Annotated in this window: 13 protein-coding genes and 3 tRNA genes; 5 read left to right on the plus strand and 11 right to left on the minus strand. The window is 51.3% G+C overall.

Annotated features, from left to right (window positions below):
• Positions 1-67 precede the first annotated feature (67 nt).
• From VH187_RS06320 to tyrP, 4 genes are all read left to right on the plus strand, one after another.
• Positions 68-2,158, plus strand: coding sequence for an HD domain-containing phosphohydrolase (locus VH187_RS06320; protein ID WP_329700635.1), 2,091 nt, complete (start codon positions 68-70; stop codon positions 2,156-2,158).
• A gap of 106 nt (positions 2,159-2,264) precedes the next feature.
• Positions 2,265-2,603: a YecR family lipoprotein gene (gene yecR, locus VH187_RS06325; RefSeq protein ID WP_329700636.1), complete on the plus strand. Its 339-nt coding sequence runs from the start codon at positions 2,265-2,267 to the stop codon at positions 2,601-2,603.
• Between the two features lie 195 nt (positions 2,604-2,798).
• Complete coding sequence (gene ftnA / locus VH187_RS06330) at positions 2,799-3,296, plus strand: non-heme ferritin (protein WP_329700637.1); 498 nt, start codon at positions 2,799-2,801, stop codon at positions 3,294-3,296.
• 175 nt (positions 3,297-3,471) lie between these two features.
• Positions 3,472-4,683 (plus strand): tyrosine transporter TyrP, encoded by a 1,212-nt coding sequence (gene tyrP / locus VH187_RS06335; protein ID WP_329700638.1) that lies wholly within the window; start codon positions 3,472-3,474, stop codon positions 4,681-4,683.
• A 74-nt stretch (positions 4,684-4,757) separates the two neighbouring features.
• Here tyrP and VH187_RS06340 read toward each other — a convergent pair whose 3' ends face one another.
• From VH187_RS06340 to uvrY, 7 genes are all read right to left on the minus strand, one after another.
• Complete coding sequence (locus tag VH187_RS06340; protein ID WP_329700639.1) at positions 4,758-5,423, minus strand: YecA/YgfB family protein; 666 nt, start codon at positions 5,421-5,423, stop codon at positions 4,758-4,760.
• A 180-nt stretch (positions 5,424-5,603) separates the two neighbouring features.
• Positions 5,604-5,690, minus strand: a tRNA-Leu gene (locus VH187_RS06345).
• A gap of 13 nt (positions 5,691-5,703) precedes the next feature.
• A tRNA-Cys gene (locus VH187_RS06350) sits at positions 5,704-5,777 on the minus strand.
• A 37-nt stretch (positions 5,778-5,814) separates the two neighbouring features.
• A tRNA-Gly gene (locus VH187_RS06355) sits at positions 5,815-5,890 on the minus strand.
• A gap of 164 nt (positions 5,891-6,054) precedes the next feature.
• On the minus strand, positions 6,055-6,603 hold the full coding sequence (pgsA, locus tag VH187_RS06360; protein WP_110509640.1) for a CDP-diacylglycerol--glycerol-3-phosphate 3-phosphatidyltransferase: 549 nt from the start codon (positions 6,601-6,603) through the stop codon (positions 6,055-6,057).
• A gap of 55 nt (positions 6,604-6,658) precedes the next feature.
• Positions 6,659-8,491, minus strand: a complete 1,833-nt coding sequence (gene uvrC, locus VH187_RS06365) for an excinuclease ABC subunit UvrC (protein WP_329700640.1) — start codon at positions 8,489-8,491, stop codon at positions 6,659-6,661.
• The gene (gene uvrY, locus VH187_RS06370; protein ID WP_329700641.1) at positions 8,488-9,144 is read right to left on the minus strand and encodes a UvrY/SirA/GacA family response regulator transcription factor; all 657 of its coding nucleotides are present in this window, start codon (positions 9,142-9,144) and stop codon (positions 8,488-8,490) included. Before uvrY ends, uvrC begins: the two co-directional genes overlap by 4 nt.
• A gap of 455 nt (positions 9,145-9,599) precedes the next feature.
• Between uvrY and VH187_RS06375 the strand changes: the two genes are divergently transcribed.
• A complete protein-coding gene (locus tag VH187_RS06375) occupies positions 9,600-9,824 on the plus strand; it encodes a DUF2594 family protein (protein ID WP_159775409.1) in 225 nt (74 codons plus the stop codon).
• 60 nt (positions 9,825-9,884) lie between these two features.
• On the opposite strand, the gene sdiA is transcribed toward VH187_RS06375, so the two are convergent.
• The 4 genes from sdiA to dcyD form a co-directional block, all read right to left on the minus strand.
• Positions 9,885-10,607: a quorum-sensing transcriptional regulator SdiA gene (gene sdiA / locus VH187_RS06380; RefSeq protein WP_329700642.1), complete on the minus strand. Its 723-nt coding sequence runs from the start codon at positions 10,605-10,607 to the stop codon at positions 9,885-9,887.
• A gap of 255 nt (positions 10,608-10,862) precedes the next feature.
• Positions 10,863-11,615: an L-cystine ABC transporter ATP-binding protein TcyN gene (gene tcyN / locus VH187_RS06385; protein ID WP_329700643.1), complete on the minus strand. Its 753-nt coding sequence runs from the start codon at positions 11,613-11,615 to the stop codon at positions 10,863-10,865.
• The gene (gene tcyL, locus VH187_RS06390; RefSeq protein WP_329700644.1) at positions 11,612-12,280 is read right to left on the minus strand and encodes a cystine ABC transporter permease; all 669 of its coding nucleotides are present in this window, start codon (positions 12,278-12,280) and stop codon (positions 11,612-11,614) included. Before tcyL ends, tcyN begins: the two co-directional genes overlap by 4 nt.
• 12 nt (positions 12,281-12,292) lie before the next feature.
• Complete coding sequence (gene dcyD, locus VH187_RS06395; RefSeq protein ID WP_329700645.1) at positions 12,293-13,279, minus strand: D-cysteine desulfhydrase; 987 nt, start codon at positions 13,277-13,279, stop codon at positions 12,293-12,295.
• Positions 13,280-13,309: the final 30 nt, after the last annotated feature.

Below are 13,309 nucleotides of genomic sequence, written 5' to 3' on the forward strand. Positions count from 1 at the left end.
AACAATGTCGCTCACTTTGCTCTGGGTAACCCTCCTCTCACACGCTTGCTTGCTGCGAGCTGCGCCTTTGAATTCCACACGCACCGAGGCCAGGGTTCCGGTCTGGCTCTTTGATGCAGATAACTTTGAATTCTGGCGCGATGCGCAGGGAAAGTATCAAGGCTATTACCCGGTACTCATTCAGGAAATAAATAAGCGCTTTGGTTATCAGCTGGAATTAAAGCCTATTGGCGGGGAAGAAATTGGTAAACGTTTCAATAGCGACAGTTTCGGCCTGTATGCAGGCGTGGTCCGCACCGAAGAACGCTCACGCAGCAAAATTCTTTCCGCTCGCCTGTTCGATAACGAAGTCCTCGCGGCAAGCCTGAGTCGTACAGCCGTCCTTCCGGAAGATCTCAACGACACGCGGGTGATTTTTCGTCGCGATGATGCCACGCAAAATCAGGTTCTCCAGCGTTACCCTTATCTTCATTTCCGGCAGTTGATTCTGGTGAACAGCAGCACCGAGGCATTTGCCCTGCTGCGTGAACGTAAAGCCGATTTCTACATCAATGATGATTCAGAGATGGACGACACGCTGCACTACTACACATTGTCGCGTCCGTTTTCTGATTTACGCCTGCCGTGCGTGATGGGCTTTAGCCCGGAAGTCAGAGGGATGCGCGATAACATTAATCAGTTGATTACCGAATGGCAGCAAAACGGCAAACTCAAAGCGCTGGAAAACCAGAGCAAACGCAACTATCTGGTCAGCCGTATTCAGATAACGCCCGATGAAGCCGCCTGGATGCGCAATAATCGCCTGACTATTTGGCTGCCGAAAAACGAGAACTTTGCCCCGCTGCTTTGGCAAGATACGCACGGCTACCACGGCACCGCGATGGATATGATCAGCGACATGCGCGACCTGCTGCATATAAACGTCGATGTAAAATATACCGACAATTACGTTGCACGCCTGCGCGAAGAAGCCTGGCTGGTGCGGATGGTGAATATTGTTGAAAGCCGTGATGATTCCCAGGTAGAAGGGATGATTGGCCCGGCGCTCTCCTGGCATAACGCCTATTACAACCGTGTCGAACAGCCGTTTTTGTGGGATGAAGATCAGGTTCGCTATAAGCGCGTGGGGGTGATCAGCGGTTCGTTTTCTGCATTGTATCTGCAACAGCGTTTTGGCAAGGACGTTTCTCTGTTTCCCGCCACCTCGATTGAAGATCTCGTCAACGCCATCGAACAACATAAAATTGATTTTATCCTCGGGGATTTAAGCTCGCTCGAAGGTTCGCTGCGCGGTAACGATCTTTTCCGTGGCGTGCTGAAAGTTGCGGGCCTGACGCGTTCGGATTATCGCATTGTCTCGTGGGTCGATAACTCGCACCCCATGCACCCACTGCTGACGCAAATCCATCGCATCTCAAGCTATCGCACACAGATGGAGCGCCAGCCCGACACCTCGCTGTTCCCGGACTTCAGCAAAAATACCTTCAAAATTATCAGTATCGTGTTGTTCATTTCCGTGCTGTTTAGCCTGTGTCTGCTTGGTTTGATGTGGCGGCAGATGAAACAGAGCCGGGCCGTGAACCGCAGCATTGTGGAAGCGATGGAAAAAGTGAACCGTGCTCATGACGATGAAACCGGCAGCCATATTCGCCGTGTGTCTGCTTATTGCGGCCTGCTGGCGCGTGAAATCGGCTTGCCACGAAAAATGGTGCAGGATATCGAGCGTTTTGCTTCGTTGCATGACGTTGGGAAAATTGCCGTGCCCGAGCGGATATTGCGCAAGCAAGGCGCGCTGACCGAAGAAGAATTTAATGAAATGAAACTGCATACGCTCAAAGGCTGGCGCATTATCCAGGGCCTTAGCCTTGGGCCAGTAGCTGAAAATATCATTCATTATCATCACGAAAAGTGGGATGGCAATGGCTACCCCGAAGGGCTATGCGGCGAACAAATCCCCATTGAGGCCCGCATTCTGGCTCTGGCGGATGTCTATGACGCCCTGAGGCAAAAACGCATTTATAAGCCCGGCTACACCCACGAACACGCCTGTTCACTAATTATCGCTGGCGCCGGACGCCATTTTGACCCGGAGCTGATCAACCGCTTCCGCCAGCTACACACAAAATTCCAGACGATTTATGACAGTCAGGCCGACTGACATCGGCGGTGGTGGAAACTAAAGGCGATTGTGTTGGCTATTCAGGGCATTGGCTGCGCGCGTGGGCGTTAAGATGGCAGGATCGGATATTCACGCAGAGTGGGCCATGAACAAATTGATCACCGTCGTTGTCGCGACGATAGCGCTTTCTGCCTGTACGGTTCACCGTCAGGCCAACGTTACGGATGCCGATGCCACCAGCGGCATCGTGCGTCTTACCTACGGTCAGGCCATGTTGCAATCGGCTACGACTGACGATTACGTCGCCAACGGCACGGCCACCAAACAGTGCCAGCAAATGGGGTATGCAACCGCCGTGCCCTACGGTCAGCCCGTCACCACCTGTACCGTCACCAGCGGTTCGCTGTGCATGAATCAAAGCGTCACTATCCAGTATCAATGCCGTGGCATTGCCATCAATGCGGCACCGGTCACACATTATTGATATTTTCTGCTGCCGGATAAATAAATCCGGCAGTAATTATAACTATTCGCATTTCATTATTTAATAGCCGCAATGCGTTTTATTCCCATTAGCATTTAACAAAATTTATTTTTTATTTTACCTTTTGCAAATAAGTTAATTACAAATTAGACTTTCGTCGTAATTCCCCTGAGCCTATTTATGACGGAGCATCCCATGCTGAAAACGGAAATGATCGACAAACTGAATGAGCAAATGAACCTGGAACTCTATTCCTCTCTGCTTTATCAGCAGATGAGCGCATGGTGCAGCTATCACAGCTTTGAAGGTGCCGCCGCGTTTTTGCGTCGCCACGCTCAGGAAGAAATGACCCACATGCAGCGCCTGTTCGATTACCTGACCGATACCGGCAGCCTGCCACGTATTTCGACCATCGAATCACCGTTTGCTGAATATGCTTCACTGGATGAACTGTTCCGTTCGACTTACGAACACGAACAATTGATCACCCAGAAAATTAACGAACTGGCTCATGCCGCCATGAGCAATCAGGATTATCCAACCTTTAATTTCCTGCAATGGTACGTTGCTGAGCAGCACGAAGAAGAGAAACTGTTTAAATCGGTTCTCGATAAATTGTCGCTGGTCGGTAAAAGCGGTGAAGGCCTGTACTTTATCGATAAAGAACTGGCTACCCTCGACGCACAAAATTAATTTCAAGCTGGCAGCGGCAACCGCTGCCACGCTTTTCAGACCATCCTTTCGCAGCCCGCCCGATAACGTAAATCTCTCGTTACACCCACTGTAATTCAGATTTGACGAACTGCAGGTTTTCCCCTACCCTGCGCGGCATTATTTATCGTCTCCATCCTGGAAAGCAGAGGAAAGCGTGAAGAACCGCACCGTAGGGAGTATTTTAATCGTCGCTGGCACCACTATTGGCGCGGGAATGTTGGCGATGCCACTGGCCTCGGCAGGCGTGGGTTTTGGCGTAACGTTGGCGTTACTGTTAAGTCTGTGGGCGCTGATGTGTTACACCGCGCTGCTGTTGCTCGAAGTTTATCAGCACGTGCCTGCCGATACCGGTTTGGGATCGCTGGCTTTGCGTTATCTCGGTCGTTACGGCCAATGGATAACGGGATTCAGCATGCTGTTCCTGATGTACGCCCTGACGGCGGCTTATGTCAGCGGAGCCGGTGAACTACTGGCATCGAGCCTCAGCCAGTGGCTGAATGTCGAACTGCCTCCGGCGGCAGGCGTACTGCTTTTTACTGCCGTGGGCGGTGGCGTAATTTGTGTCGGCACGACGCTGGTTGATTTGTTCAACCGTTTCCTGTTCAGCGCAAAAATCATCTTTCTTATAGTGATGCTGGCACTGCTGTTGCCACATATTCATCAGATGAACCTGCTGACCTTACCGTTGCAACAGGGCCTGGCGTTATCGGCCATTCCGGTTATTTTCACCTCCTTTGGCTTCCACGGCAGCGTGCCGAGCATCGTGAGTTATATGAATGGCGATGTGCGCAAACTGCGTCGCATTTTTGTTATCGGCAGCTTTATTCCACTGGTGGCGTACATCTTCTGGCAGATAGCGACGCTCGGCAGCATTGAATCCCCGGTGTTTAGTTCGCTGCTGGCGAGCCATGCGGGTCTGAATGGGCTGTTAGAGGCGATTCGCGCCGTGGTTGCTTCTCCGCATGTAGAGCTTGCAGTACACCTGTTTGCCGACCTGGCACTGGCGACCTCTTTCCTGGGTGTGGCTTTGGGGCTGTTTGATTACCTTGCCGACCTGTTCCAGCGTAAAAACAGCGTGACCGGACGCCTGCAAACCGGGGCGATTACCTTCCTGCCACCGCTGGCATTTGCCTTGTTCTACCCGCGCGGATTCGTGATGGCGCTCGGTTACGCTGGTGTGGCCCTGGCGGTGTTGGCGCTGATCATCCCTTCATTATTAACGCTGAAAAGTCGCCAGCAGCATCCACAGGCGGCCTATCGCGTAGTCGGTGGCACACCTGCACTATGGCTGGTCTTCGGCTGTGGGATTGCAGTCATTCTGGTGCAAATCGCGATTGCTGCTGGAATGCTGCCTTCGGTTGGGTAATTCATAATAACGAAAAGCAAAACGCCTGAGGGAATCATCCATCAGGCGTTTTTTTATGGTCGACAATGAGCGTCTTATTTCAGACAGCAGCTTTTGTATTTCTTCCCGCTGCCACAAGGACATGGATCGTTGCGTCCCGTTTTACTCTCATTCTTAATCGGCTGTTTTACCGGCGCGACTTGTGGATTATCGAGCCAGTAATGGCAGAGCGTTAACGCTGCGGGTTTCAGCAGATCGACGCTCGCAATATACTCTTCAGCAGAAAGCGCTTCGAGGCGAGGGAAATTCTCTTCGCTGCCGTGCAGAGCGATAACATCCAGTTGCGGCTGCAAACTTTCCGGTAGCGCCGACCAGTCACTTAACCCAACGCCGCGCATGTAACCGAAGCACCACTCTTCAACGATGGTTATCTCCTGACCTTCTTCTTCGCGCGTGCCGAATAGCGGTTCGTACTGATCGGGATAATCGCCAAGGCGCTCGCTGATATCGTCCATGTGCTGCAAAGCCAGGTTGACGAAATGATCGCGCTCGCGGTCATTTTCCCAACGAGGAACAAAATCTGCGCCACCCCACACCGCCAGCATCCACTCAGCAGGTTCAATCTCGACCGGAGAGGAAAGGATCGCCGTCAGCATGCCATCCAGCTCCGAGACATCCATCACGGCCTGTTCGTTGCCATAACGGACCAGGACATCGTCCAGCCACTCAAGTTCGCTTTCGTTTAACGGTCCGGTTTTCATTACTGAGTACTCATGTTGGAAGTGTGTTTACCCGTCATACTTCAAGCTGCTGGTACGTTGGCTGCAACTCGAATTATCAAGGGTATAGAAGATAGAACATCAGGATCGCAAATACAAAAAAACCACCCGAAGGTGGTTTCACGACACTGCTTATCATTGATTTTATTCTTTATTTTCCCATGGTAGCCGGAGTGGGACTTGAACCCACACAGCGCGAACGCCGAGGGATTTTAAATCCCTTGTGTCTACCGATTCCACCATCCGGCCTCGGGGAATAAAGTGGAGGCGCGTTCCGGAGTCGAACCGGACTAGACGGATTTGCAATCCGCTACATAACCGCTTTGCTAACGCGCCGAAGTACTCACACCCGCAATTGCCGATGCGTTTAAACTGGAGCGGGAAACGAGACTCGAACTCGCGACCCCGACCTTGGCAAGGTCGTGCTCTACCAACTGAGCTATTCCCGCAGATCAGATGACTAACTTAATCATTTGATTTTGTTACCGTCTGGCAAGCTGTGCTGCCGTTCGATGCGATGCATTCTACTTACCTGACGCACTGAGTCAACGTTATTTTTCACCGCACCGGATCGTTTGATGAAATTTACGTCGAAACGATCACCGTTCGAGCATCACTGCTCCAGCAAATCGCCGCGAGCGGCGTTCAGGTACTGGAACATCGACCATAGCGTCAACACCGCAGCGACCATAAACAGGCCAATACCAGCCCACTCTACCCACTCGTTTGGACGCCACAACATCCACACCAGCGCCGCCATTTGTGCCGTGGTTTTCACTTTACCAATCCAGGACACCGCCACGTTGCTGCGTTTACCGAGTTCAGCCATCCACTCACGCAATGCAGAGATGATAATCTCACGGGCAATCATGGTTGCCGCAGGCAGCGTGACCCACCAGGAGTGATAGTGTTCGACGACCAGCACCATTGCAATAGCGACCATCACCTTATCCGCCACAGGATCGAGGAAGGCACCGAAACGGGTGCTCTGGTTCCAGCGACGCGCCAGATAGCCATCAAACCAGTCGGTTATCGCCGCTACGAAGAAAATAAACGCGCAGGCAAACGGTGCCCAAACGAACGGCAGATAGAACGCCAGCACGAAAAAGGGGATCAGGATGACGCGGAACAATGTGAGCAATGTCGGGATATTAAATTGCATGGCGACGGTAACTATCTGTTGTCAGTAAAATTAGCCCTATGTTGCTACAGAGCCCCTAATGTTTCAACGAGTAGAAGATCTTTTCTGCCAGACCGTGCGAAATGCCGGGCACTTTTGCGATATCTTCGACTGTCGCTTTTTGCAAACCTTGCAATCCGCCCATGTATTTCAACAACATCTGGCGGCGCTTTGGCCCAACGCCTTCGATAGTCTCAAGCGTACTGGTACTTTTCACTTTAGCGCGTTTTTTTCGATGACCGGTTATCGCATGGTCATGTGACTCATCGCGAATATGCTGAATAACGTGCAGCGCCGGAGAATCCGAAGGCAAGTTGAAGCCCTCCCCTTCCGGTTCGAAGTACAGCGTTTCAAGCCCTGCTTTACGGTCACTGCCCTTTGCCACGCCAAGCAGCAGCGGATGGTGTTTATCCCAGTTGACCTCAAGTTCAGCAAACACCTGTTTGGCCTGACCGAGTTGCCCTTTACCGCCGTCAATCAGAATGACATCCGGAATTTTGCTCTCTTCAATATCTTTGCCATAGCGGCGGCGCAATACCTGATTCATTGCCGCATAGTCATCGCCCGGCGTAATCCCGGTAATATTATAGCGGCGGTATTCGGCGCGTAGCGGGCCGTTGCTGTCAAACACCACGCAGGACGCTACAGTTTGTTCGCCCATCGTATGACTGATGTCAAAACACTCCATACGCTTAACCTCAGGCAGCTTGAGCTGAGTCGCCAGCGCTTGCAGACGTTGAGTAATGGTCGAGTGTTGAGAAAGTTTGGTAACGAGCGCGGTCGCCGCATTTGTGCGAGCCAGCTTCAAATAACGCGCACGATCGCCGCGCGGTTTCGTCTGGATATTGATCCGCCGCCCGGCAAGTTCAGTCAGCGAATCGGAAAGCAGCGTTTGATCGCCGAGATTGAAATCCAATAAAATTTCGCCCGGCAGGGTACGAGCCTGGCTGCCCTGTAAATAGAACTGCCCGACAAACGTTTCTACGACTTCGCCTGATTCGGTGCCCGCTGGCACTTTCGGGAAATAGCTGCGACTGCCAAGCACTTTACCCTGGCGGATAAACAGCACGTGTACGCAGGCCATTCCGCCGTTAAAGGCCACGCCGATAACATCCAGATCATCGCCTTCGTTAGAAACGAACTGTTTTTCCGTAACGCGACGTACCGCCTGGATTTGATCGCGAATGCGTGCGGCCTCTTCGAACGCCAGCGACTGGCTGGCCTTTTCCATTCGGGCCACCAGTTGATTCACAACCTGCTCATCTTTTCCGGCCAGGAACAGACGCACATAATCCACTTGTTCAACATACTCTTCTTCGCTGACAAGTCCTGCCACGCATGGCCCGAGACAACGGCCAATCTGATATTGCAGACACGGGCGCGAACGGTTGCGGTAAACACTGTTTTCGCACTGACGAATTGGGAAAATCTTCTGCAACAGTGCCAACGTTTCGCGAACGGCATAACCATTGGGAAACGGGCCAAAATATTCGCCTTTCGCATGTTTCGCACCGCGATGCATTGCCAGGCGTGGGTGTGTGTCACTGCTCAGAAAAATAAACGGATAAGATTTGTCATCGCGCAACAGGACGTTATAGCGCGGCTGATACAACTTGATGTAGTTGTGCTCAAGCAGAAGCGCTTCTGTCTCGGTATGCGTGACGGTGACATCTATCTGGGAAATTTGCCCTACAAGCGCTTCGGTTTTACGCGACCCAAGGTTGCTACGAAAGTAGCTGGAAAGGCGTTTTTTGAGATCTTTGGCTTTGCCGACATAGATAACCGTGCCGCCGGCATCATACATACGATAGACGCCGGGCTGACTGGTCACGGTTTTAAGAAAGGCTTTTGAATCAAATACATCACTCACTGACTTGCTAACGACTCCGCATTGCATAGGCCATGGCGAATTGCTAAGTGAGTCAGCTCAACGTCACCATGAATGTTCAATTTGCTAAACATACGATAGCGGTAGCTGTTCACCGTTTTAGGGCTGAGATTCAACTGCTCAGAAATCTCAGTCACCTTCTGACCTTTGGTGATCATCAGCATAATCTGCAATTCACGTTCAGACAAACTGGCAAACGGTGATTCTGTTTTTTCTGGCTCAATCTGACTCAACGCCATTTGCTGCGCGATGTCTGAGGCGATGTAGCGCTGACCCGCAAATACAGCGCGGATAGCGTTGACCACTTCCTGTGGTGCGGCACCTTTAGTGAGGTAGCCCGCGGCCCCTGCCTGCATGACTTTTGCGGGCAGTGGATTTTCCGTGTGAACGGTTAACATGATGACACGAGTATCTGAGGTGGATCGCGCAATTTTCCGCGTGGCTTCCAGCCCGCCAATACCTGGCATGTTCATATCCATTAGCACGACGTCTACCGGGTTGGCGCGGCACCATTTGACCGCATCTTCACCACAGCAGGCTTCACCAACAACTTTAATACCCTTTATATCTTCCAGAATGCGTCGTATCCCTGCGCGCACTAGTTCGTGGTCATCAACAAGTAGGATGTTGATCAAAGGAATAATCTCCAGAATAGGGATAACGCAACTCTCTCTAAATTCGCGACCATATTAACGGGTTTTATCCCGACATTGAAAGGTAAAAAATGTCCCGATTAAGATTTCACTCGTGTTTCTGGAAATTAGAATGTACAACAACTGGAAAGAACCATAAAACAGTCAGATACGGCAACCACGTTTTTAAACACTTATCTCCAAAAAATTCTTAAAAACAAGACATTTTGCGCAGATGATAAATACGATTGCAAAAATGTAACAATAATTAACCGCGCATGAACCTATGCTAAACAAATAATCATTGAGACATTTCTCACCTGTCATTAATTATGCGTAAGCCCCTCTGATTGCAGAACAAAAAATCGACACTCCCGTTTTTCCCGATGCTTGTGGTATACTGCGCGACCTTTACTGTTACACCCGCGTACGCGCGTAGAAATCCAACGAGGAAATAGATGAGCACTCCTGATTTTTCCACTGCTGAAAATAATCAACAATTGTCCCAGGAAGTGTCTTGCCTGAAAGCGTTACTGACGCTGATGCTGCAGGCAATGGGTCAGGCAGACGCAGGACGCGTGATTTTGAAAATGGAAAAACAAATCACGCAGATGGAAGATGAAGCTCAGGCGGCAGTATTTTCCAGCACCGTTAAGCAGATTAAACAAGCTTACCGCCAGTGAATGTCGACCGGCTGCGATTCGCAGCCGGTTTTGCGTCTGGCACGCAGAACGGGGTTGCAGTCAGATAATCCCTATTGCTGCGGCATAGCAGGCAATCTGGGTTTTGTTCGGTGCATTAAATTTTTTCTGCATATTCTTTTGATGAAAATTCACCGTATTCTCGGATATCGACAGAATTATCGCTATTTCCGCTGATGTTTTCCCTTCCGCTGTCCACTTAAGAATTTCCAGCTCTCGTTTGCTGAACCGCATTTCCGGTGCCATCACCGTCGTATCCTCCATCCGCAGCAGTGATGCCATACTGAACTCCATCAGCGTTTGCAGACGCAGTTCTGTTTCATCATCCGTCAATGGATTGGCCTGATTACTCTCCCGCGAAACCGACAAAAACCCGAGCGCACGATTGGGCAGCATCAGCGACTGAGTAATTCCCCTGCGTAGGCCGTGATCTCGCGCCGCATCCCAAAACGCCTGCGTCTCGCTGAATAAGCGCTCATTCCAGGGAAGATGTCCGTTGCGGTAATTTTCGGCTTTAAGCACAGGATCGATAGCGAAATAATTTTCGGCCTGATAGTGATCCATCCATGCTTTGGGATACGTAGTATGCAAAGAGAGTTTAGGCCGGGTAAAAGGCACTGGATGGCGCACACAGAGCGCATACCAGTCATATTCCAGCGCGTTCGTTTGCTGTTGGAGAAGGGCGTAAACCTGATCGTTCGCCGTGGCAGCCTGAAATTGTTGCGAGATATCCTTCCGCCAATGAAAAAAGTCGATGTCCCTCATAACTGACGAGAAAACTCCTGAGTGATAATCATTCCTATGAATACAAGCAAACTAACACATAAACACCGTTTATATATGCGAAATATCGTGGAGAGTGGAAATAATCTGCTATGCCCTGCTGTTCCCACGCAAACTTGTGGATGAAACCATTGTTCGGTGGTGCAAGAAGGCTATTTGAAGAACAAATTAAACTTAAGTGAAATTTAAATCAGCAGGGGAAAGTGGCCTGAAACCCTCAGGCCACCTCATCAGACGTTATTGCATGAGGAATTTTTCGAGGAACTGGCGAGTACGTGGCTGCTGCGGATTGGCAAACAGCGCTTTGGCTTCGCCCTGTTCCACAATGCGCCCCTGATCCATAAAAATTGCCCGGTCGGCTACATCACGCGCAAAACTCATTTCATGGGTCACGATAACCATCGTGCGCTTTTCGTGTGCCAGCTGTCGAATGGTGCTTAACACTTCGCCAACCAACTCAGGATCCAGTGCTGACGTCGGTTCATCGAAAAGAATAACATCGGGTCGCATCGCCAGCGCACGAGCAATGGCCACACGCTGTTGCTGCCCGCCGGATAAACGTCGTGGATAACTGGTCTCTTTACCTGTCAGCCCCACTTTCGCCAACAACTCACGCGCACGGGCCGAGGCTTCACTCTTGCTTTCGCCTTTGACGATAACCGGTCCTTCAATAATATTCTCCAGCACAGTACGGTGTGGGAACAGATTGAAACTCTGGAACACAAAGCCGACATGTTGGCGCAGGGTACGAATCAGCCCTTTCTGCTGACTCAACGGACGAGCGGTATCGATGGTGATGTCACCCACCCGAATGGTTCCGCTTTCAGGTTGTTCGAGCAAATTAATACTGCGCAGCAACGTGGTTTTACCGGAACCGCTCGGCCCGATAATCGCCACCACTTCGCCCTCTTTCACTTCCAGATCGATACCGTGCAATACCGTCTGTCCGTGGAATTTTTTCACCAGATTTTTAACGTCGATAGCACTCATTTTGGATCACGCTCCTGACGGTTCAGCTGGTTTTCGAAGTAGTTTTGTAATGCGGACAACACGGTCGCCATCACCCAATAAATCAGCGATGCCGCAAGATACATGGTGAACACTTCCAGCGTACGCGAGGTGATGAGCTGGGCCTGACGGAACAGTTCCGGTACCTGAATTGTCGCCGCCAGCGAGGTGTCTTTCACCAGGCTGATAAAACTGTTGGATAACGGCGGTAAAGCGACACGCGCGGCCTGTGGCAAAATAGCGCGACGCAGCGTTTGCCACGGCGTCATGCCAATACTGGCCGCCGCTTCCCACTGGCCTTTATCAATCGATGAAATCGCCGCACGCAGCGTTTCAGACGTATACGCCGCAGTATTGAGAGACAGACCAATCATCGCTGCCGGGATAGGATCGAGTTCGATGCCAAACTGCGGCAAACCGTAGTAGATCATAAACAATTGGGCGATAAGCGGCGTGCCACGGAAAATGGAGGTATAGAAACGGGCGATCCAGCGCACTGGCCCAATGGGCGACATGCGCATCAACGCCAGTAAAAAACCAAGCACCAGGCCGAAGAACATCCCGCCAATACTGAGCTGTAAAGTAAACACCGCCCCTTTCAGCAGGTACGGTAGCGAGTCGATAACCAGTTGGATACTTTCTTGCATTGTGGCTTCTTATTATACGTGTGGATGATAGGCGAAGAGCGCCGGAGCGCCGCCTGTATGAACAAACAGAATCGGCCCTTCATCCTTAAAGCGTTTCTGAGTGATGCCGTCAATCAGCCCGGCCATCGCTTTGCCGGTATAGACCGGATCAAGCAGAATACCTTCCAGGCGTGCCAGCAGTTTCACGGCTTCCATCCCTTCTTCGTTCGGCGTGCCGTAGCCCGGCGCGAAGTAATCGTCCCAGAGCGTGATGTCTGCTTTCGCTTGCAGCTCAAGGCTTTCAGCCACCGCCTGTTGCAACGTCACGACTTTCGGTTTCTGATCGGCAACGCTGCGTGAAACCGTAACGCCAATCAACTCAACATCAGGCATTAATTGCTCTAAACCAACGGCAAGCCCCGCGTGTGTCCCGGCGCTTCCGGAAGCGACCACCACGGAAGAGAGCGACACCGCACCTTCACACTGTTGCGCGATTTCCAGCGCGCTTTCTACATAACCCAGCGCACCCAATGCATTTGAACCGCCAACCGGAATCACGTACGGACGAAAACCCTGCGCTTCAATGCGTGTCGCCAGTTCTTCCATCTGACGATTCGGATCGGTTAATGCATCGCACATTTCGATTTGGGTATTGAAGTAATCCAACAACAGCCGGTTGCCGTTACTCAGATAGTTTTCGGCCTGGGTGCCAATCGGGTTTTCGAGCAAGGCTACACAGTTCAGGCCCAGCTTCGCCGCCACTGCCGCCGTCTGGCGCACGTGGTTGGACTGAATAGCGCCTGCGGTAATCAGCGTGTCCGCACCTTCGCGCAGCGCATCGGCCGCCAGAAATTCAAGCTTACGCAGTTTGTTGCCGCCCATCGCCATCGGGGTGACGTCATCGCGTTTAATAAAGATGTCGCGGCCAAGATAATCGGATAAACGTGGCAGGTACTCCAGCGGAGTCGGCGCGCCGATAAACTCCAGTCTTGGGAAACGAGTGAGATTTTGCAGTGACATAGCACCTCCTGATTTTCTTTTTATTATGCA

The sequence above is a fragment of the Scandinavium sp. genome (genome assembly GCF_036271055.1).
Lineage (GTDB): Bacteria > Pseudomonadota > Gammaproteobacteria > Enterobacterales > Enterobacteriaceae > Scandinavium.